The following is an 18,872-nucleotide window of genomic DNA, read 5'->3' on the forward strand; positions in this document are numbered from 1 at the left end:
GAATCCTGACGCCTCGTATCTCTCGCAATGATGTACGCGCCAATTCCTGGCAGTACTCAGTTGACCAGTCTTTCGATTTCTTCGGGGCTGAAGCCAGCCTCCGAGAGAATTTTTCGCGAGTGCTGTCCCACTGCGGGTGGAGGTCGCAGGGGTGTTTCACCCATACGCAGGGGCGTGAGCAGGTGGGTCACCTTCCGCCCACGTTGGGTATCATCCGACTCCACGAAAAGACCCCGTGCGCGCAGCTGTGGGTCCTCGAGCACTTCATCGCCCTCGAGGACGGGTTCGACGCACACGTCCCTGGTCGCGAAGCGCTCCTTCCAATACGCCAGGGGGTGCTCGGCGAAGAGGCGCGTGAACTCGGCCTTCACGCGCGCGCCGGCCTCGCCGGTGTCGTACGCGTCCGCGAGCAACTCCGGGCGTCCGAGGACCTCGCACACCCCGGCGAGGAACTTGGGCTCCAGCGCGCCCACGGACAGGTAGCGATCGTCGCTCGTGCGGTACAGTCCGTAGCAGGCCTGGCCACCGTTGAGCGTCTCCCGGCCGCGGCGCAGGGGTTGGCCCTGCTCGCCCATGATCAGCCGCGCCGCCAGGTGCATGTGGAGGAAGGCCAGGGCGCCATCCGTCATGGACACGTCCACGAAGCGGCCCTGCCCGGTGCGCTCGCGCTCGTGGAGCGCCGCGAGGATGCCCACCAGCGCGAAGAGGCTTCCGCCGCCGATGTCGCCCAGCTGCACCCCCGGGAAGGCCGGCGCGCCATCCGCCTGTCCGCCATAGCCGAGCACCCCCGCGCGCGCCGCGTAGTTGATGTCGTGCCCCGCCCTCGAGCGATCCGGCCCCGTCTGCCCGTAGCCGGAGATGGCGCAGTAGACGAGCCGCGGGTTCTGCTCGCGCAGCACGCTCCAGCCCACGCCCAGCTTGTCCATGACGCCGGGCCGGAAACTCTCCAGCAGCACGTCGTAGCCGCGCACCAGCCGCTTCAGGGCCTCGCGCCCCTCGGACGTCTTGAGGTCGAGCACGAGTGAGCGCTTGTTGCGGTTGAGCCCGTAGAAGAGCGCGCTCTCGTCGTCGCGCAGGGGCGGCATGTGGCGGATGTAGTCACCGCCCACCGGGTCCTCGAGCTTGTCCACCGTGGCGCCCAGATCGGCGAGCACCAGCGTGGCGTAGGGACCCGGCAGCAGGCGGGAGAGATCCAGGACCTTGAGTCCGGTCAGGGGCAGCGTGTTCATGGGGGTGGGGGCGAGGGGGGCGGGGACAAAAAAGAAGCGGCGCGGCCCCCACGCAGGAGCACGCGCCGCTCGAGGAGGACCGCGCCCGGGGGGACGCGTCTCCGGTGAGTCTAGCCGAGCAGCTTCGCCAGCTTCATGGCCAGCGCCATGTCCATCGGCTTGAACTTGAGCTTGCCCTGCATGGCGGCCATCTGGGCGTTGAGCTGCTTGGCGCGGATCTTCACGAAGTCATCGTTGCTGACGGTGACGGTCATCTTCGGGGTGCCCTCGGCGCCCTTCGTCACCCAGCCCTCCGGCTTGGTGCAGTCCAGCGTCCAGGTGCCACCGTTGTCGCCGGTGATGTTGAAGTGGATGACCGAATTGATGTCCTTGGCCAACTCCGGCTTCTGCTGCAGCACGGCCGGAATGTCCTGCTCGAGAATGTCCTGCGCGCTCGCCATGGCTCTCTCCCTTGGAGGATTGATTGGTGAATCAACGCCGGTTCGGACCGTAATGATGGGGACCCGGCAGGTCAAGGCAGCAGGTGCCGCTCAACGGCCGGTACTGGCCTGCGCCTGACCCAACGAGCGGCGGACCATGTCCAGCAGATCGTTCAATTCGAACGGCTTGGCCAGGTGCCCCACCGCGCCGATGTCCGTGGCCTTGCTGCCCACGTTGCGGTCCGCGCTCAGGACGATGATGGGGATGGAGGCCACGGAGGACTTCTGCCGCATCCGCTGGGCGAACTCCCACCCGTCCATCACCGGCATCATCAGGTCCAACAGGATGAGCTGGGGTGGATCCGGCTCGAGCCGCTCCAGTGCTTCCTTTCCATTGCGTGCGCGGCGGATCTCGAAGCCCTCGGCCTCGAGGATTTCGGAGAGCGCCTCGAGGATGTCGGGGTCGTCGTCGACCACCAGCACGACATGGGAACCCGGGTGCTGAGAATTGGCTGAAGACAGATTTTTCTCCTGAGGTTGCGCGCACCCTCGATTTTCTCTCAAGGCGCGGGAAGGTGCGGAAGAAATCAACCAGCTCGTGGGGCAGGGAGGCGGTCACGTTGCAAAATCGACAATGCCGCCCCACCGTTCTCCTAATCCATGAGCGAGGAAACGGCAGGCGTGAGGTACGAGGGGGAACAGCGGAGGGCGGCCGAGGAAGAAGTACCCGGGTTCGCCATCCTCTCGCGGCGGGGTCATCTGCGGGAAGTGGATGGACGGCTGCGCACCCATCTGGGGGTGGAGCGCCTCCCCGAGGTGGTGGGCTCGGTGGCGGAGTTGTTGGAGGGCTCGGGTTTCCATCGGCGTCCGGGTGCGGATGTGTGGGAGCATGAAGGACGGCTGCTTCGTGCGGGCGAGCGCCCCCTGGAAGATGGTGCGAGGCTGGTGTGGACGCAGCCGCTGCAGGGGGACGAGGAGCTCATCCGGCGCCGGGTTCGCTATCTCGGGCTGGCCTCTCATGATCTGCGGGGCTCCCTGGCCAACGTGCGCTCCTACGCGGCCCTGTTGCTCAATGGTCGCATTCCGCTGGAACCGAAGGCGAAACGCGGGTTGGAAACCATCCTCCGGAACACGGACAAGGCGCTCTCCTTTGCCCAGGATTTCTTCGACGCGAGCCGGGCCGATCTGGGCATGTTGGCGTGTGAGCGGGAGCGGCAGGCGCTCGAGCCCCTGCTCGCCAGCGCGGTGGAGCACAACCTCGAGGCGGCGGGCGCGGCGAACGTGGCGATGAGCCTGGAGCTGCCGGACGGACCGCTGCCGGAGGTGGACGTGGACGGGGGCCGGGTGCAGCACGCCGTGGAGGCCTTCCTCCGCCACCACCTGCTGCGTGCCAAGGCAGGGGAGCAGCTCCGGGTGAGGGTGCGGCCGGAGGGGAGCAGCCTCCGGGTGGAGGTGCGGCGCGACGGCGTGCCCCTATCGGACGAGGAGGCCGAGCTCACCTTCGCACGCGAGGAGCGCGCCTTCCGGGAGAAGAAGCTGGAGGATCCGCTGCGCCTGGGACTGGCCCGGCAGGAGGTGGAGGCGCTCGGTGGCTCGGTGGGGGTGACGACGGACGCGGGGGGCACCACCCTCTTCCTTACACTCCCCATCGCTCTCGCTTCCTCGGTGGGCATCCAGGTCTGAACCCTCTATTCGTCGTGCTGGCGACCCGTACACGTCAAGGCTATCCTGCCCTGGTCTTTTCCAAGGAGTGCGTGTGATGGGTCTGAAGATGTCGGAGATTCTGCTGATCATGGGGGTGCTGCTGCTCCTCTTCGGGGGCTCGCGCCTGCCGCAGCTCGGCTCCGCGTTGGGGAGCGCCATCCGCAACTTCAAGCGGGGTTTCGGAGGCGAGGAGTCCGCCGCCGACGAGAAGAAGCAGCCGGGTTCGCTCGCCAGCAGCACCACGGTCGAGAAGGACGTCGGCGCCCGGACCGGCAGCCAGCAGGGCTGAGTCCTCCCCACCTCGTCTCACCGAGCACCGCGCCCGATCGGCCTCCCCTCACCGGGAGAGGTGGACGGGCGCCGGTGCTCGAGGCGTTTGGAGCGGAGCTCAATCCGCCAGGTCGCCCTTGTCGTAGAGGCCGTCCAGCACCGCCTTGTACTTCTGGCTGACGTGCTTGCGCTTCACCTTGAGGCTCGGCGTCAGCTCGCCCGACTCCTGGCTGAAGTCCGCATCGATCACGGCGAAGCGCTTGAGGGTGCTGAAGGACGGGAGCTCCGCGTTCACCTTGTCGAGGATCTCCTGCACGGCGGCCTGGATCTCCGGCCGGCGGCACAGCTCCGCGTAGGAGCCGGGTGTCTCGCCCTTGTCGGAGAGCAGCTTGCGCGCGGGCTCCTCGCTCACCGTGACGAGCGCCACCAGGTACTTGCGCTTGTCGCCGTGGACCACGGCCTGGCTGATGAGCGGGTACGTCTTCAGCAGGTTCTCGATGTTCTGCGGCGAGACGTTCTTCCCTCCGGACGTGACGATGATGTCCTTCTTGCGATCGGTGATGCGGACGTAGCCGTCCACGTCCACCTCGCCGATGTCGCCGCTGTGGAACCAACCATCGGGCTCGAGCACCTCGGCGGTGGCCTCGGGGTTCTTGTGGTAGCCCTTCATCACCCCCGGGCCCCGGATGAGGATCTCCCCGTCCTGGGCGATCCGCACCTCGGTGCCGGGCAGCGGCGGGCCCACGGTGCCGATCTTGATCCGAGCCGGCCGGGAGACGCAGGCGGCGGCCGACGTCTCGGTGAGGCCGTAGCCCTCCAGCACCTTGTAGCCGAGCAGCTCGAAGAAGTACGCGATCTTCCGTGACAGCGGCGCGCCGCCGGAGACGAACAGGCGCAGGTTGCCGCCCAGCTTCGCGTCGAGCTTCGCGCGCACCTTGCTGAACACCAGCTTGCGCGCCAGCGCCAGGCCCACCATGTGGGGCTCTCGGCCCTGGTTCTTCGCCTCCACGTACTCGTCGAAGAGCGCGAAGGCCCAGCGTATCAGCCGGCCCTTCACTCCCGGCTCGGCGGTGCCATCGGCCACCACCTTGCTGAAGACCTTCTCGAAGACGCGCGGCACCGCCGGGAGGATGGTGGGGCGCGTCTCCATCAGGTTGTCCATCAGCTTCTCCGCGGACTCGGCGAACACCATGCGGAAGCCCATGCACAGCCAGGCGGCCTTCACCACCTGCCCGAAGGAGTGCGCCATGGGCAGGAACATCAGCACCGAGTCGGCGGGCATCATGAGTGAGATGCCCTTCACCGCGAGGGCCTCGTAGGACCAGTTGCCGTGGGTGAGCAGCACGCCCTTCGGATCGCCCGTGGTGCCGGAGGTGTAGATGATGCAGCAGACGTCGTCCGGGCCCATGGCGTGCGCCCGCTCGTCGAAGGACTCCGGCCGGGCCGCGTGCGCCTCGCGCCCCCGGGCCATGAGCTCCTCGAGCGTCAGCTCCATGTCGCCCGAGGGGGCGCCCTCGAAGAGGACGACCTTGCGCACGCTGGGACACTCGGAGAGCTTCTGCCGCAGACGGGTGGCACGCCCGGGCTGCTTGGGCGTCTTCTCGTCATGGTCCACGAAGACGAACGAGGCCTCGGAGTGGTTGAGGATGTAGCGGGCCTCGTCCGGCGTATTGGACGCGTAGATGGGAACGGTGATGGCCCGCGCGGCGGAGATGGCCAGATCGCACACCACCCATCGCAGGCTGGTGTCCGCGAAGACGGCCACGCGCTCACCCGGCTTCAACCCCAGGGAGATGAGCCCGGCGGACAGCGCCTTCACCTCCTCGAGGATCCGTCCCCAGGTGACGTCCTCCCAGCGACCACCCGTCTTCCAGCTCGCCGCGACCTGCGTGGGTGATTGCGCCCGTTGGAGCAGCATTTCGATCAGGTTGCGCACCGGCGCGACGGGAGTGTCTAGTTGGGATTCCGCCCTCATTTGAGTTCCTCCTCGATGGCGGCCTGGACCTTCTTCGACCAACCCTGGACGCGTTGGCCCTCGGCCGGGTCTTGCCCCACGCTCCCCTGGGACACCTTGAGGATGGCCTCGTGCGCCTTCTTCTCCTCGCCATCGGCGAGCAGCGTCTCGGCCAGGTACAGCCAGGCCCGCGACTGCTCGGGGTACTTCGCGATGACCTTTTCGAAATTCGAGGCGGACTTCTTCAGGTTCCTCTTGGGCCAGGGCAGCTCATAGAAATAACGTCCCTTGGCCAGTAGAGGTCCACCGCGCTCGTACATCGGGTCCAGCTTCAGCGCGGCATCCAGGCGCTCGTTGTACTTGCCCTCCAGCCCCTCGCCGAGCGCCGTGAGGATGCCCACCGCCTGCGAATAGGCGCCGATGCCCAGGGCCGCGTAGTAGTGGCCCTCCACCCGCTCCGGCGCCACCTTCCGGGCGCGATCCCCGAGCTCCCACACCTGCCGGCCCAGGGTCTTCTTCACCTTGGCGTCCGTGGAGCCCTCCGCCTGCCAGTTGCGGATCCGGGCCGCGCGCCACAGCACCTCGTGGTCCTCGGGGGCGGACTCGACCGCCTTCTTCAAGGTCTCGTCGAGCTGCTTCGCCACGGCGGCGTCACCACGCCGGGCGTACTGCGCATCCCAGGAGGACAGCCCTTCGGGGGTCGCGGCCAGCGCGGGCATGGCCACCAGCAGGAAAAAGGCAAGTGAAATCGAGCGCATACCGATCGTGTTAGCACGCGATTTCCAACCCCAGCAACCGACCCCCCAGACGACGAAGGCGGCACCCGCGGTGCCTCGTGCACCGTCAGGTACCGCCTCGTTGGGTAGCGGACAGGAATGAGGACTCCGCGCTCACGCGGCGTCCGCCGAGGAAGACTGCTGCTGCTCCTCGTCCTGGTTGAAGGCCGCCAGGTAGCGCTCGAGGAAGTTCTTCGTCTTGAGCTCCACCTGCCGCACGCGCTCGCGCGACACGCCCCAGCGCTGGCCCAGCTCCTCCAGCGTGCGCGGCTTGTCCTGCGTGAGCCGCTCCTGGAGGATGTCCCAGCCCAGGTCGCCAATGCGCTTGCGGACCTTGGCCAGTGCCTCCTGCACCTCCTGATCCTGCTCACGGCCCAGGAAGATCTGCTGAGGTGACGGGCCCCCGTCCTCCAGCCGATCCAGGAAGGTCGTTTCTCCCTCCTCGTCGATGCTCGCATCGAGCGAGAAGTCCGTCATGCTGCCGCGCTCGGACTCGCCGCCACGCACCTGGCTGCGGTTGTCCTTGAGGTACCGGGTGATGTAGGCGCGAATCCACCACACCGCGTAGGTGGCGAAGCGCACGTTCTTCTTCGGATCGAAGTGCTCGATCGCCTTCATCAGGCCTACATTCCCCTCCTGGATGAGGTCGTCCAGCCGGGCACCACGGTTGGCGAACTTCTTCGCCACCGCCACCACGAAGGCCAGGTTGGACGTCGCGAGCGTCTGCCTCGCGGACTCATCACCCTTGCGAGCGCGCCGGGCCAGCTCGTACTCCTGCTCTCGGGTCAGCTGCGAATGATCCCCGAGGTGACGCAGGTAGTGCGACAGGCCCTCGGCTCCATACTTCATCGTCCTGTTCGCCATTGTTTCGCGTCTCCGTTCCCTTGTGTCGGACGCGCGCGCCCCCCGGTTCCGCGTCCACACCACTAGGACGCACAACGAGCCGAAGGGTTTCTCATTTCCGTTCCGGGGTATTTCTCCCGCTTACCCTGTCTACAAGCGGGCCGGGCCTGTCACGGGTGCGTGACGGGCCCGCGGCCGGGTGGAGCATGACTTCCGCCCTCGGAGAGCTCGCGTATCCGCGTAGGACTAAGAACGCTTGGGCGCGGGAAAGATTTTCTCGGGGTTCAGCAACCCTGAAGGATCGAAGAAGCCCTTCAAGCGGCGCTGGAGCTCCAGGACGGCCTCGGGTTGCTCGAGCGCCAGATATTCCCGTTTGGCGTGCCCGACTCCATGCTCGCCCGTGATGGTGCCCCCCATGGAGACGGTGATTTCCAGCATGCGGTGGATGGCGGTCTCCACCAGGGCGCGCTGGTGCGGGCCCTCATAGAGGATGTTGGCGTGCAGGTTGCCGTCCCCCGCGTGGCCATACGTGGCCACTGGCAGACCGAGCTCCCCGCCCATCTTCTTGAGCGCCAGGATGATGTCGGGAATACGGGACCGGGGTACTGCGATGTCCTCTGAAATCTTGTGAGGACGAAGGGTCCGCAGGGCCCGGGACACCTCCCGGCGGGCCGCCCAGAGCTTCTCGCGCTGGGACTCGTCCTGGGCCACGAGGACTTCCCTGGCGCCGTGCTGCTCGCAGATCTCCCCGAGCTGCGCGAGCTCCGCGAACAACCCGTCCTCCACGTTGCCATCCACCTCGGCGATGACGGCCGAGCCAGCGCCGGGCGGGAAGTTGAAGCCCCTACCATCCACGGCCTTCAGGGCCACGTCGTCGATGAGCTCCAGCGTGCGCGGGAGGATGCCCGCCGTCAGCACGGCGGTGATGGCGCGAGCGGCGGTGTGCACCGAGTCGAAGACGACGAGGGCCGTCTTCACGTGCCGGGGCCTGGGGATGAGCTGGACGGTGATCTCCGTGGCCACCCCGAGCGTGCCCTCGGAGCCCACGAAGAGCCCCACCAGATCGTAGCCCGCCACGCCCTTGATGGTGCGGCGGCCCACGCGGAGGACCTCGCCGGTTGGCAGCACCCACTCCAGGCCGATGATGTAGTCGCGGGTGACGCCGTACTTGAGGGCCCGGGGTCCGCCGGCGTTCTCCGCCACGTTGCCGCCCATCGTGCAGAACTCCCACGAGTTCGGGTCCGGCGGATAGAAGAGGCCCCGTGCCTCCACGGCCTTCATCAGATCGCCCGTGATGACGCCCGGCTGCACCACCGCGGTGAGATCCTCCACCGACACGGAGAGGATGCGGTTCATCCGCTCCAGGCTCACCGACACGCCCCCCAGGAGGGCGAGCGAGCCACCGCTCTTCCCACTGCGCGCCCCACACGGCGTGAAGGGCACCCCGAGCGACTGGCAGGTGCGGAAGACGGCGGAGACCTGCTCGGTGTTCTCGGGGAACACCACGAGGTCCGGCGGGTAGACGCCCGAGTCGGACTCGTCCTTGGAGTAGGCGTGCAGGGTGGATTCGTCGCGGCGCACCTGGCCGGGCGAGAGGATCTCCACCAGCGCGGCGTGCGCGCGCTCCAGGAGGGAGGAGTCCACGCGGGGAAAGGTTCGCTCCGCGGGCAGGCTCATCGTCTCGTGGCTCCCAGCCGCGCCCACAGCTCGCGGCGCAGTGCTCCGTCCTTGCGCAGCAGGCCCTCATAGGCCTCCGCGTGCGTGAGGGCGTCGCGCTGCCGGTCTCCGCGGATGCGCAGGCACGCCTGCTCCGCCTCGATGATGCAGGCGGTGGCCGGACTCTTCAGCACACGAGCCAGCGAGGAGGCCACTTCGCGCGCCAGGTCCTCCTGGAGGATGAGCCGGTGCGCGAAGCAGTCCACCAGCGCGCCCAGCCGGCCGAAGCCCACCACCCGCTTCGCTGGCACGTAGGCCACGTGCGCCCGGCCCTCGAAAGGCAACAGGTGGTGCGGACACATGGATTGGAAGCGGAGGTCCGTCACCACCACCATCTCCCCCGACGAGTTCGATGGCGCCGGGAACGTCTCGCCCAACGCCTCCTCCGGCGTGCGCCCGTAGCCGTCGAGGAACTCCTCCGCCCAGGCCTCGGCCACCCGCTCCGGCGTCTCCGCGAGGTTGGGATCGGCGTCCAATGGCAGGCCCGCCGCGCGCAGGAAGTCCTGGATGGCCCTGGCCATGGCCGCCCGGTCGGGCTTCACGCCTCGTGACGCGACACGCGGTACTCGGGGAGTTCCCACAGGCAAGGCTCCTTGGCGTCCTTCGAGTCCAGGCACTTCTTCTTCAGGGGGCGCGCACCCTATCCGATGCCGCCACCTGAATCTCGTCCCCGATGACACGTACAGCGAAGATGCGCACCCGCTCGCCAGGATTCGTCGGGCTATCGCCCGTGCGGACATCGAAGGCCCAGGCATGGAGGGGGCAGTAGAGGAGGCACCCGTCCTGGTCTCCTTCCGACAGAGGCCCGCCCCGATGTGGACAGGCCTGCTGAAGGGCGTGCAGCCGTCCCTCCACCCGGACCAGTGCCACCGTCTCCTCCCCCACCCTCACCACTGCCCGGCCCCGCTCGTCCAGGTCCGCCAGACGCGCCACGGGAATGAAGTGCTCGTCCGCCTGTCCGTTCATCGGTCGCTCCTCAACGTTCCGTGGCGGCGCGCCCGTCCCCGCGTGAATAGGAGGGGGGGCCCCTCGTCGCATCCTTGACACCCCTCCAAGGTACCAGTAGAGCAAATAATTACCGTTTTCCTGCCTGATGCGAATCCGCGCCCACATCGCTGGACACTTCATCGCCACGCTGCTGGTGATGATCTGGGTTGCCCAGCCGGTGCTCGCCCTCGTGCACGCGCAGGAGCACGTCCACCTCTACTGCCCGACGCACCGCGCCTTCGAGGAGGCCTCGGCCGACAAGGGCACCGCGCTCTCCGCGCAGCTCCGGGACGCGAAGACCTTCGAGAAGCTGCCGCCCACCCCAACGGGGCCGCTCCGTCATGAGGAGTGCGCCTTCGTCTCGGTCAGCACGAGGGAGGAGTTCCATTCCCCCGAGGCCACGCCCGTCATCCAGGCCTGCCTCGAGGTGAGCCGTCCGGCCACCGCGCCGCCCCGGCCCCTGCCCTCGCTGTCCGTCCTCGATATCGCCCCCAAGGCATCGCCTCCAGCGCGCGTCTAGCGCCGTCGAAGCGAAGTCCTGGTCGACGTCCGCCTTCTCGCGGGACGTCTGGTTTCGAGGAGTCCTTGTGTCCCCCACATCGTGCCGGCTCGCCGGCCTCGTCGTCTGCCTGTCGTTCTGCCTCTCGCTGTCCGCGTTGGCCCAGTCCTCGCCGGACGCGGGTACACCCGTCGAAGAGCCCGCCCCCGACGCCGGCCTGTCCGCCGAGGACCTGAAGGACATCGAGGAGGCACTCGGAAAGGACGCCGCCGCGGCTGCCCAGTCGGGCTCCACGCCCGCTCCGGACACCACGGCCTCGTCGTCCACCAGCGGGGTGACGATCACCCCGACGAACGTCAACGTCCACGGGCTGGATCTGGCCTTCATCCTCGACGTGGCGGCGGCCGCCTTCACGTCGAAGGAGCCCCTGCAGTCGGGCGGGCATGATCCGACCGCCAGCGGCTTCAACTTCCAGCAGCTGGAGCTGTCGCTCAACACGGCGGTGGACCCGTACTTCCGCTTCACCGGCAACATCGTCTTCAGCCAGTTCGGCGTCGAGGTGGAGGAGGCCTACGCCACCACCACCAACCTGCCCGCCAACCTCCAGCTGCGCGCCGGCCAGTTCCTCACCCACTTCGGCCGGCTCAACCCCACGCACCCGCACACGTGGGACTTCGTGGACCAGCCCTTCGCCATCGGCCGCATCTTCGGAGGCGAGGGCAACCGCGGGTTGGGCGTGGAGGGCTCCTGGCTCACCCCGCTGCCCTGGTACGTGGAAGTGGTGGGCTCGGTCACCGACGCCAGCGGGGAGTCCACGGCGCGCAGCTTCCTCGGCGGAGGGGGCGGCGGAGTCACCTCCCCCTTCGACTTCCAGTTCACCGGGGCGGTGAAGCAGTTCTTCCCCCTGTCGGATGACCTGTCGCTGCTGTGGGGCCTGTCGGCCGCCAACGGCCCCAACCCCACAGGCTACCAGAACCGCACCGACGTGTTCGGCACGGACGTGTACCTCAAGTACAGGCCCGTCTCGGGAGGCAGCACCACGCAGGTGACCCTCCAGGGAGAGCTCTTCTACCGGCGCCGGCAGGCTCCCCAGGACGTGCTGTCCGACTTCAACGGGTATGGCCAGGTCCTCTGGCGCTTCGCCCAGCGCTGGGCCGTCGCCGGCCGCTATGAGTTCGGCGGCCCCACGCGCAACCAGGGCGGTGCCATCGCGGACGACCCGCTCGACCCCGAGTGGACCGCCAACCGCCAGCGCCTCTCCGCCAACGTCACCTTCTGGCCCACCGAGTTCTCCCGCCTGCGCCTGCAGGGGGCCACCGACCGCATCGGCTGGCGCGACCGCCCGGACTATTCGGTCTTCCTCGCACTCGAAGTCGTGATGGGCGCGCACGGCGCCCACTCCTTCTGAACCTCTTTCGCTCCGGAGTCTTCGATGAGCACCTTCCGATTCCTGGCCGCCCTGAGCGCCACCCTCCTCTGCCTCCTCTCCTTCCCCGCCCGCGCCGACCTGAAGGTCGTGACGTCGGTGTCGGACCTCGCCGCGCTCGCCAAGGCCGTGGGCGGCGAGCATGTGCAGGTCACCTCGCTCGCCCCGTCCACGCAGGACCCGCACTTCGTGGATGCCAGGCCCCACCTGGCCCTCGACCTCAACCGCGCGGACCTGCTGATTGCCATCGGCCTGGAGCTGGAGGTGGGTTGGCTGCCCACGCTCCAGAACGGCGCCCGCAACGGGCGCATCCTCTCCGGCAGCCCCGGTTACCTGGAGGTGTTCCAGTTCATCCGCACGCTGGAGGTCCCCACCACGCGCGTGGACCGCAGCCAGGGTGACGTCCACGCGGGCGGCAACCCCCACTTCCTCTATGACCCGCGCGCGGGTCTGGCCGTGGCCAGGGGGATCGCCGACCGGCTGATCGCCCTGGATGGAAAGAACGCGGACGCCTACCGCGCCAACCTGGCGAAGTTCACCGCCGAGATGGAGAAGGCCATGCCCGTCTGGCAGCAGCGCCTGGCCGCGCTCAAGGGCGCGCCCCTCGTCGCCTACCACCGGACGACCGCGTACCTCGCTGACTGGCTGGGCTTCGAAGCCATCGCCTACCTCGAGCCCAAGCCCGGCATCCCGCCCAACCCCGCCCACGTGGCCCAGGTGCTCGGGCTCGCGCGCCAGAAGAAGGCCCGGATGGTCCTCCAGGAGGAGTACTACCCGTCCACCACCTCCAAGCTGGTGGCGGGCAAGATCCCCGCCCCCCTCGTCATCATCCCCGGCGGCGCCGACTTCCGTGCCGGGCAGACGTACATCCAGCGCATCGAGGAGCTGGTGACGCGCCTCGAGAACGGCCTCAAGGGAAAGGGGACCTGAGCCATGCGCCGCGCTCTCCTCTTCTTCTGGAGCCTGACGCTCGGCGGCTGCGCGTGGGAGCCGGGCCAGGGCTTCGCGGTGGTGGAGCCCACCGTGCGCGCCGCGTACGAGCCCCTCTCCGAGCGAGCCGCGGCCGACGGTTACCAGCGGCTGAGCTCGGACTACCAGGTGCGCGTGGACTCGGCCTCGATGGAGGTGTCCGGCATCGAGCTGCTCGCCAGCGCGGGTGGCTCGGGCGGGGGCTTCGATCCCGCCAATCCGCCTCCGGGCTACTCGCTGTGCCACGGCGGCCACTGCCACCGCGACGACGGGGCGCTCATCCCCTACGAGCAGGTGGCCGCGGAGATGGGTGGAGGCGGAGGCTCGCGCACCGTGGTGACGCTCCCCGTGGGTGAGCCCCTGAACCTGCTGGCCCCGGAGACGCGCGCGGTGGGCTGCGAGCCCGGGTGCGCACTGCCACGGACACAGGTGTCCCAGGGCCGCTGGGGCGTCGAGTCGCTGCGCTTCGAGGGCACCGTGCGCGACAGCCGCGCCACGCCACGCTTCCCGGGCGAGCGCCGCTTCATCCTGGACCTCGCTCCGGCCGAGGACAGCGACGAGCCGGTGGTGGTGTTCGACGGTACGGTGGACCTGACCTCGGACCGGACGACCCCACCGGAGACGAAGCTGGACCTGAACCTGGTGCTGACGGCCGCGCTCTTCGACCCCGTGGATTGGAGCACGCTGAAGCAGGGCAGCGATGGCGTGGTGGACTTCAGCGACCCGGCCAACGCCGAGGCGCGCGCGGCGCTGCTGGAGCGGCTGGCGCGAGTCTCCCCCGAAGCGGAGGTGACCCATGGCGAACGGTGAGCACGCGCCGACGCAGGCCTCACCCGCGTCCACGCATCAACACACGTCCGACCTGCTCCTGTGCTGCGAGGACCTGGTCATCGGCTACCAGGGCAAGGCGCTGCTGCCCCCCATCAACCTCCAGGTGCGCCGAGGCACCTTCCTGGCCGTCATCGGCCGCAACGGCTCGGGCAAGAGCACGTGGTTCAAGACGCTGCTGGGCCTGCAGAATCCCGTGTCCGGCCGCGTGTTCCGCTCCGGCCCGGACGTGAGGAGCGCCTACGTGCCACAGAGCTCCGGCATCGACGGAATGCTCCCGGTGCGCTCGCGCGAGCTGGTGCACTGGGGCCGGCTGTCCGGGTGGAACTTCCTGCGGCCCTTCTCCACGCAGAAGGACCGGATGGCGGTGGAAGCGGCGCTGGAGTCCGCTGGAGCCGGCCCCATCGCCAACCGCCCCTACCGCGAGCTGTCCGAGGGCCAGAAGCAGCGCGCCCTGCTCGCGCGGGTGCTGGCCACCGAGGCGGACCTGGTGCTGCTGGACGAGCCCACCGCCGCCATGGACGCCGTGGCCGAGCGGGAGACCATGCAGCGCCTGGCGGAGCTGGCCCGCACGCAGCGCCTCGCCGTGGTGGTGGTGAGCCACGATCTGCGCGTGGCCGCCGAGTTCGCCAACCAGCTCCTCTTCGTGGACCGGGAGGCCCCGGCCGTGGTTCTCGGAGACGCCACCACGGTCTTCTGCCATCCTGCCTTCCGGCACCAATACGGCGACGATTACTGCCCCCGTCACCCCCCTTCAGGACATCCGCTTGGACCCGCAGCTGGTTGAGACCACCTCCTGGGCACAGTTCTGGGACGCCTACGAGCTGTTCCGGGACCCCATGCTCTGCGCCCTCATCGCGGGGAGCGTGCTGGGGTTCCTCGGTGTCTACGTGGTGCTGAGGCGCATGGTGTTCGTCAGCGCCGCGGTGACGCAATCGGCCGGCCTGGGTGTCGCCCTGGCCTTCTACGCGGAGATCCACCTGGGCCTGCACGTGGCGCCCACCCTGGGGGCCGTGAGCCTCTCCCTGCTGGCCACGCTGCTGCTGATGATGGACCCGGCGCGGCTGCGCATCTCCCGCGAGAGCATGCTGGGCCTGGCCTATGCGCTCACGGGCGGCGCGGCCATCCTCGTGGGCGACCGCATCTCCCAGGAGGCCCATGACATCCAGGGCATCCTCTTCGGCACGGCGGTGCTGGTCGAGCGACCCCAGCTCATCGCCGTGGTCGTGGTGGGCGTCCTCACGCTCCTCATCCACCTGTGGTGGTTCCGAGGCCTCACCTTCGCCAGCTTCGATCGCACCGGCGCCATGGTGCAGGGCCTGCCGGTGCGCTCGCTCGACGCGGTGCTGATGATCTCCATCGGGTTGATGGTGGGTGTGTCGGCGCGAGCCCTCGGCGCGCTGCCGGTGTTCGCCTTCTCCACCCTGTCGGCCATCGCCGCGCTGGTGGTGGATCTGCGGCTGCCGGGCACCTTCCTGCTGGCCACGATCGCCGGCGCCATCTCCGGCCTGGGCGGCTACCTCTTCGCCTATTTCTACAACTTCCCCGTGGGCGGCTCGCAGACGGTGCTCGCGGGCGTGCTCGTGCTGCTGGCACTCGTGGTGCGAGGCATGAAGCAGCTCGTCATGGGCGGGGCGAGGGGCTGATTCGCCCTCGACACGTACTCTCAGTAAACTCCGGCGCTCTTCATCGCTCGAGCCCGGAGTCTTGCTTGGATACGTCACGCGTTCGGCTGTCGTGCCTCGTCCTGGGATGGGTGGGCTGTGCCTCCTCGAGCAAGAGCAAGGGGGCCACGCCACGGTACGAGCACGTCTACTGGTTCCCGCTCGAGCAGGCGATGGCCGAGGCGACGAAGCTCCTGCGGGAGCGTGGCTTCACCTTCGAGCCCCTGGAGAGCGAGAAGGGGGAAACCCGCCTGCTCTCCTCGTGGGATACGCCGTCGAAGGGAACGGGTGGAAACGCGAAGCTCACGCGCTACCTGCTGGTCGGGCTCCAGGTGGCACCCAAGCAGTCCGTGGTCCGCATCTTCCGGCTGACACGCTCCGTCATCGGCAACGATGCCGAGCTCCGCTTCTTGAGCGACAGGCTCGCCTACGAGGAGGAGGAGCAGAACGAGAACATCATCCAGACCCGGGGCAGGAACTTCCACAAGAAGAACATCGCCGAGACGCGAGGCGCGCTGTACGGCCTCCGGGCGGAGGACCTCGAGCGGGAGCTGACCCTGCGCCTGGAGTCCCGGGCCTCCATCGAGCTGGTGGCCGGCAACCTGAAGACGGAGGACCCGAAGCTCCCCGCGCGCCGGAACGAGGACTTCTACCTCCAGCGCTGGAAGCAACAAGCCGAGGGCAGCTCCCCCACCCCCGCGAGCGAGCTCTGCGGGACCGAGGTTCGCGGCCTGCGCGAGCTGCTGAACCCCGGCCAGACGCTGCTCATCGGCGAGCAGCTCGGCTCACAGCAGCTCCCGGCCACAGTGGGAGACATGGTGTGCCAGGCCGCCGAGGCGGGCCACATCGTCACGCTCGGCCTCTCCATTCCCCGCACGGAGCAGGAGCGGCTCGACCGCTACCTGACGAGCGCCGGCGGACCCGCGGACCAGGACGAGCTGCTCGATGGGGACTTCTGGCGCAGGCCCTACCAGGACGGCCGCAGCAGCCGCGCGGTGATGGATCTGATCGACCGCGTGCGTGCACTGCGAGCCGCGGGGTTGCTCATCCACCTGGTGGCCTATGACACGGACCAGGTCCAGGGCAACGAGCGGGATGCCGCCCTCGCCGACGTCTGGTTGAAGCGCCGCGCGGCGAGGCCGGAGGAGCTCTTCTTCGTGGTGTCCGGCAACGCCCACGTGAGCATCTCCAAGGGAACGCAGTGGGATTCCAGGTTCGTTTCCATGGGGTGGCACCTGTTGAAGGCGGACCCCACGGTGAAGGCCCTGGACATGAGCTTCACCCCGGGCACCCGCTGGGCCTGTGACCTGGATGTCGCCAACAAGCTCGACTGCCGCGTCTACGGCTCCACTCCCAGCAATGTCATCGCCGGGGTCGGAGGTCAGAGCCCGTACATCGATCTGTTCCTGGGGGGCCTCTCCTTCGAGGGTTACCACGGGCTGCTCTACGTGGGCGAGCTGTCCGCATCCCCCCCGGCCCTGGCTCCGGATGCGATCCCGGTGAGACCCATCTCTCCCCTGGCGCCCCGGAAGCGGCCCATCCAGACCCACGGCCTCTAACGGACCGCGGCGGAGACCTTCTTGAACTCGGGAGTGCCCGCGCACCCGAGCAGGTCGAACAACGCGGCCTCCACCGTGACGATGTGGGCCCCCGCCTCGCGGCACATCTCCAGGCCCACGCGCCGGTCCTCCGCGTTGCGCGACATCACCGCGTCCGCGCACAGCAGCGGGGTGAAGCCCTTCTCCGCCAGGTCGCGCACCGTCTGGAAGACGCAGACGTGCGTCTCCATGCCCACGAGGAGGACCTGCTTGCGCTCGCCGAGCCGCGCCGCCACGTCCGGCACGCACGCGCTGAACTCAAGCTTCTCCACCGAGGAGTAGCTGCCCAGCCGCATCTTCACCAGTGAGTGCGTGGGCCCCAGGCCCTTGGGGTACTGCTCGGTGACGATCACCGGCAACTCGAGCGCCTTCGCGCCCTCGATGGCGGCGTTGGTGCGGTTGATCATCCGATCCAGCGCGTCCCGCTCCATGGCGGCGCACAGGCGCTCCTGGATGTCGATGACGAGGAGCGCGGCCTGGTCTCTCTTGAGGTGGAAGGTGGGCATGAAGACAATCCTCTTGGGGTAGGAGCCCAGCCTTCCCCGAAGCCACGGCCGCTCGTCAAGCATGCCGCGCGCGTCCCCCCGAGATGCCGGGAGGTGGACGCACCGAACAACCAGGGATTGACGCCTACCGGGTGCCGCTCTCAAGTTCGGAGCCATGAAGGGACATGCCCGCAACCTGATGACCGCGCCGGTGAAGTCCGTCTCCTTGGAGACGCCCCTCTCGGAGATCGCCCTGCTGTTCGCCGAGGCGCACATCGGCGGCGTGCCGGTGACGGACTCCGAGGAGCGCGTGCTGGGCATCATCAGCGAGGCCGACATCATGAACGCCCTGTTGGCGGGCCGCCCGCTGAGCACCCTGGCGGAAGAGGTGATGACCTCGCGCGTGCACACGGTGGACGAGTTCGACCTCACCGACGAGGTGATGGAGCTCTTCCGCAAGCACCGCATCCACCACCTGCCCGTGGTGCGCGAGAAGAAGCTGCTGGGGATGATCACCCCCTCGGATGTCATCCGCTTCCTCGCCCAGGACATCGACGAGCCCCCGCGGGTGGGCTGAGGAGCAAGACAGAGGGGGGCTCCTGCGGTATGCGGGGGCACGATGAGCGACCCCCTGCAACTGGATGACTGGGGTGGCACCGGCCCGGTGCTGCACCTCGCGCACGCCAACGGCTTTCCCCCGGGCTGCTACCGCAAGCTCATCGAGGTCCTGAAGTCGCGCTACCACGTCCTCACGCTGCGGAGCCGCTGCCTCGTTCCGGGGATGGAGCCGCTGGCGATGCGGGACTGGGACGACATGGCCGACGACCTGGCCCGGGCCCTGCGTGCTCGCGGGCTGGAGGGAGTGATTGGCGTGGGCCACAGCATGGGCGGCGTGGCGACCCTGCTCGCCTCCACGAAGAACCCGGGGCTCTTCCGGGCCGTGGTGGCGTTGGATCCGGTGCTCTTCACGGGCGCGCGCGCCCTCTTCATCCAGGCGGTGACCCTCCTGGGAATGAGGCACCGCGTTCCTCCCGCGAGCCTGGCCCGGCGCCGCCGCGAGCACTGGGGCTCGCGCGAGGAGGCCGCCACGAGCTACCGCAAGAAGCCCCTCTTCCAGCACTTCGACGCCGAGTGCTTCCAGGACTACATCACCCACGGCCTCACGGAGGCCCCGGGCGGTGGATTCCGGCTCACCATCCCGAGGGAATGGGAGGCTCGCATCTTCGAGACATCACCCCGCGACGTCTGGCGGCGGCTGCGCTCGGTGCCGGTGCCGGCGCTCGTGCTGCGCGGAAGCGGCTCGGACACGCTCACGCCGCCGGCCCTGGAGCGCGTCCGGAAGACGCTGCCCGACGTCCGCGCCGAGGAGCAGCCCGGTACGCACCTCTTCCCACTGGAGCACCCGGAGGAGTGCGGACGGCGTCTCCTGGCGTTCCTCGACGAGCTCCCTCTCCCCCTGGGAGAGGGCGGGGGGTGAGGGTAATCGCATCCGTGTGACACGCGCG

The 18,872-nt window shown here is 68.6% G+C and carries 21 protein-coding genes; 11 read left to right on the forward strand and 10 right to left on the reverse strand.

Annotation, left to right across the window (positions count from 1 at the left end; genetic code table 11):
- Positions 1 to 56: 56 nt before the first annotated feature.
- The 3 genes from JQX13_RS48260 to JQX13_RS48270 all read right to left on the reverse strand — a co-directional run bounded on the left by JQX13_RS48260 (position 57) and on the right by JQX13_RS48270 (position 2,131).
- Positions 57 to 1,229 carry a CaiB/BaiF CoA transferase family protein gene (locus tag JQX13_RS48260; RefSeq protein WP_203406130.1) on the reverse strand — a complete coding sequence of 391 codons (1,173 nt, stop codon included), beginning with the start codon at positions 1,227 to 1,229 and terminating at the stop codon, positions 57 to 59.
- 110 nt (positions 1,230 to 1,339) lie between these two features.
- The gene (locus JQX13_RS48265; RefSeq protein WP_203406131.1) at positions 1,340 to 1,669 is read right to left on the reverse strand and encodes an SCP2 sterol-binding domain-containing protein; all 330 of its coding nucleotides are present in this window, start codon (positions 1,667 to 1,669) and stop codon (positions 1,340 to 1,342) included.
- A 90-nt stretch (positions 1,670 to 1,759) separates the two neighbouring features.
- Entirely contained in the window at positions 1,760 to 2,131 is a 372-nt protein-coding gene (locus JQX13_RS48270) for a response regulator (protein WP_203406132.1), read from the reverse strand.
- Positions 2,132 to 2,329: 198 nt separating this feature from the next.
- Between JQX13_RS48270 and JQX13_RS48275 the strand changes: the two genes are divergently transcribed.
- Entirely contained in the window at positions 2,330 to 3,331 is a 1,002-nt protein-coding gene (locus JQX13_RS48275) for a sensor histidine kinase (RefSeq protein ID WP_239014315.1), read from the forward strand.
- A gap of 76 nt (positions 3,332 to 3,407) precedes the next feature.
- Positions 3,408 to 3,641: a twin-arginine translocase TatA/TatE family subunit gene (locus tag JQX13_RS48280; protein ID WP_203406134.1), complete on the forward strand. Its 234-nt coding sequence runs from the start codon at positions 3,408 to 3,410 to the stop codon at positions 3,639 to 3,641.
- Between the two features lie 99 nt (positions 3,642 to 3,740).
- On the opposite strand, the gene JQX13_RS48285 is transcribed toward JQX13_RS48280, so the two are convergent.
- The 6 genes from JQX13_RS48285 to JQX13_RS48310 all read right to left on the reverse strand — a co-directional run bounded on the left by JQX13_RS48285 (position 3,741) and on the right by JQX13_RS48310 (position 9,877).
- Entirely contained in the window at positions 3,741 to 5,597 is a 1,857-nt protein-coding gene (locus tag JQX13_RS48285; RefSeq protein WP_203406135.1) for an AMP-dependent synthetase/ligase, read from the reverse strand.
- On the reverse strand, positions 5,594 to 6,334 hold the full coding sequence (locus tag JQX13_RS48290; RefSeq protein WP_203406136.1) for a tetratricopeptide repeat protein: 741 nt from the start codon (positions 6,332 to 6,334) through the stop codon (positions 5,594 to 5,596). The genes JQX13_RS48285 and JQX13_RS48290 overlap by 4 nt, the downstream gene beginning before the upstream one ends.
- 132 nt (positions 6,335 to 6,466) lie before the next feature.
- Positions 6,467 to 7,216 carry a sigma-70 family RNA polymerase sigma factor gene (locus JQX13_RS48295; RefSeq protein WP_203406137.1) on the reverse strand — a complete coding sequence of 250 codons (750 nt, stop codon included), beginning with the start codon at positions 7,214 to 7,216 and terminating at the stop codon, positions 6,467 to 6,469.
- 225 nt (positions 7,217 to 7,441) lie between these two features.
- Positions 7,442 to 8,872, reverse strand: coding sequence for an FAD-binding oxidoreductase (locus tag JQX13_RS48300; RefSeq protein ID WP_203406138.1), 1,431 nt, complete (start codon positions 8,870 to 8,872; stop codon positions 7,442 to 7,444).
- Positions 8,869 to 9,432 carry a GTP cyclohydrolase I gene (folE, locus tag JQX13_RS48305; protein WP_343211163.1) on the reverse strand — a complete coding sequence of 188 codons (564 nt, stop codon included), beginning with the start codon at positions 9,430 to 9,432 and terminating at the stop codon, positions 8,869 to 8,871. Before folE ends, JQX13_RS48300 begins: the two co-directional genes overlap by 4 nt.
- Before the next feature lie 103 nt (positions 9,433 to 9,535).
- Positions 9,536 to 9,877 (reverse strand): Rieske (2Fe-2S) protein, encoded by a 342-nt coding sequence (locus JQX13_RS48310; protein WP_203406140.1) that lies wholly within the window; start codon positions 9,875 to 9,877, stop codon positions 9,536 to 9,538.
- Positions 9,878 to 10,004: 127 nt separating this feature from the next.
- Here JQX13_RS48310 and JQX13_RS48315 point away from each other — a divergent pair, with 127 nt between their 5' ends.
- From JQX13_RS48315 to JQX13_RS48345, 7 genes are all read left to right on the forward strand, one after another.
- A complete protein-coding gene (locus tag JQX13_RS48315) occupies positions 10,005 to 10,418 on the forward strand; it encodes a hypothetical protein (RefSeq protein ID WP_203406141.1) in 414 nt (137 codons plus the stop codon).
- A gap of 67 nt (positions 10,419 to 10,485) precedes the next feature.
- Positions 10,486 to 11,805, forward strand: coding sequence for a zinc-regulated TonB-dependent outer membrane receptor (locus JQX13_RS48320; protein WP_203406142.1), 1,320 nt, complete (start codon positions 10,486 to 10,488; stop codon positions 11,803 to 11,805).
- Between the two features lie 24 nt (positions 11,806 to 11,829).
- The gene (locus JQX13_RS48325) at positions 11,830 to 12,753 is read left to right on the forward strand and encodes a metal ABC transporter substrate-binding protein (protein WP_203406143.1); all 924 of its coding nucleotides are present in this window, start codon (positions 11,830 to 11,832) and stop codon (positions 12,751 to 12,753) included.
- Positions 12,754 to 12,756: 3 nt separating this feature from the next.
- The gene (locus JQX13_RS48330) at positions 12,757 to 13,602 is read left to right on the forward strand and encodes a hypothetical protein (protein WP_203406144.1); all 846 of its coding nucleotides are present in this window, start codon (positions 12,757 to 12,759) and stop codon (positions 13,600 to 13,602) included.
- Complete coding sequence (locus tag JQX13_RS48335) at positions 13,589 to 14,407, forward strand: metal ABC transporter ATP-binding protein (RefSeq protein WP_203406145.1); 819 nt, start codon at positions 13,589 to 13,591, stop codon at positions 14,405 to 14,407. Before JQX13_RS48330 ends, JQX13_RS48335 begins: the two co-directional genes overlap by 14 nt.
- Positions 14,388 to 15,266 (forward strand): metal ABC transporter permease, encoded by an 879-nt coding sequence (locus JQX13_RS48340; protein WP_203406146.1) that lies wholly within the window; start codon positions 14,388 to 14,390, stop codon positions 15,264 to 15,266. Before JQX13_RS48335 ends, JQX13_RS48340 begins: the two co-directional genes overlap by 20 nt.
- 65 nt (positions 15,267 to 15,331) lie before the next feature.
- Positions 15,332 to 16,843, forward strand: a complete 1,512-nt coding sequence (locus JQX13_RS48345; protein ID WP_203406147.1) for a hypothetical protein — start codon at positions 15,332 to 15,334, stop codon at positions 16,841 to 16,843.
- Here the strand turns inward: JQX13_RS48345 and JQX13_RS48350 are convergent.
- The gene (locus tag JQX13_RS48350) at positions 16,840 to 17,388 is read right to left on the reverse strand and encodes an isochorismatase family protein (RefSeq protein ID WP_203406148.1); all 549 of its coding nucleotides are present in this window, start codon (positions 17,386 to 17,388) and stop codon (positions 16,840 to 16,842) included. The two genes, JQX13_RS48345 and JQX13_RS48350, sit on opposite strands and share 4 nt — an antisense overlap.
- 154 nt (positions 17,389 to 17,542) lie before the next feature.
- On the opposite strand from JQX13_RS48350, the gene JQX13_RS48355 reads away from it, so the two are divergent.
- The gene (locus tag JQX13_RS48355; protein ID WP_203406149.1) at positions 17,543 to 17,944 is read left to right on the forward strand and encodes a CBS domain-containing protein; all 402 of its coding nucleotides are present in this window, start codon (positions 17,543 to 17,545) and stop codon (positions 17,942 to 17,944) included.
- 42 nt (positions 17,945 to 17,986) lie between these two features.
- On the forward strand, positions 17,987 to 18,844 hold the full coding sequence (locus JQX13_RS48360) for an alpha/beta fold hydrolase (protein WP_203406150.1): 858 nt from the start codon (positions 17,987 to 17,989) through the stop codon (positions 18,842 to 18,844).
- Positions 18,845 to 18,872 lie beyond the last annotated feature (28 nt).

Origin of the sequence: Archangium violaceum, from assembly GCF_016859125.1 — a bacterium.
In the GTDB taxonomy this organism is placed as follows: Bacteria; Myxococcota; Myxococcia; order Myxococcales; family Myxococcaceae; genus Archangium; species Archangium violaceum_A.

Excerpts from the sequence above, each read along its gene's own strand:
- JQX13_RS48260 (WP_203406130.1), bottom strand. The coding sequence starts at position 1,229 with ATGAACACGCTGCCCCTGACCGGACTCAAGGTCCTGGATCTCTCCCGC.
- JQX13_RS48265 (WP_203406131.1), bottom strand. The coding sequence starts at position 1,669 with ATGGCGAGCGCGCAGGACATTCTCGAGCAGGACATTCCGGCCGTGCTG.
- JQX13_RS48280 (WP_203406134.1), top strand. The coding sequence starts at position 3,408 with ATGGGTCTGAAGATGTCGGAGATTCTGCTGATCATGGGGGTGCTGCTG.
- JQX13_RS48285 (WP_203406135.1), bottom strand. The coding sequence starts at position 5,597 with ATGAGGGCGGAATCCCAACTAGACACTCCCGTCGCGCCGGTGCGCAAC.
- JQX13_RS48290 (WP_203406136.1), bottom strand. The coding sequence starts at position 6,334 with ATGCGCTCGATTTCACTTGCCTTTTTCCTGCTGGTGGCCATGCCCGCG.
- JQX13_RS48295 (WP_203406137.1), bottom strand. The coding sequence starts at position 7,216 with ATGGCGAACAGGACGATGAAGTATGGAGCCGAGGGCCTGTCGCACTAC.
- JQX13_RS48300 (WP_203406138.1), bottom strand. The coding sequence starts at position 8,872 with ATGAGCCTGCCCGCGGAGCGAACCTTTCCCCGCGTGGACTCCTCCCTC.
- folE (WP_343211163.1), bottom strand. The coding sequence starts at position 9,432 with ATGGCCAGGGCCATCCAGGACTTCCTGCGCGCGGCGGGCCTGCCATTG.
- JQX13_RS48310 (WP_203406140.1), bottom strand. The coding sequence starts at position 9,877 with ATGAACGGACAGGCGGACGAGCACTTCATTCCCGTGGCGCGTCTGGCG.
- JQX13_RS48315 (WP_203406141.1), top strand. The coding sequence starts at position 10,005 with ATGCGAATCCGCGCCCACATCGCTGGACACTTCATCGCCACGCTGCTG.
- JQX13_RS48325 (WP_203406143.1), top strand. The coding sequence starts at position 11,830 with ATGAGCACCTTCCGATTCCTGGCCGCCCTGAGCGCCACCCTCCTCTGC.
- JQX13_RS48330 (WP_203406144.1), top strand. The coding sequence starts at position 12,757 with ATGCGCCGCGCTCTCCTCTTCTTCTGGAGCCTGACGCTCGGCGGCTGC.
- JQX13_RS48335 (WP_203406145.1), top strand. The coding sequence starts at position 13,589 with ATGGCGAACGGTGAGCACGCGCCGACGCAGGCCTCACCCGCGTCCACG.
- JQX13_RS48350 (WP_203406148.1), bottom strand. The coding sequence starts at position 17,388 with ATGCCCACCTTCCACCTCAAGAGAGACCAGGCCGCGCTCCTCGTCATC.
- JQX13_RS48355 (WP_203406149.1), top strand. The coding sequence starts at position 17,543 with ATGAAGGGACATGCCCGCAACCTGATGACCGCGCCGGTGAAGTCCGTC.
- JQX13_RS48360 (WP_203406150.1), top strand. The coding sequence starts at position 17,987 with ATGAGCGACCCCCTGCAACTGGATGACTGGGGTGGCACCGGCCCGGTG.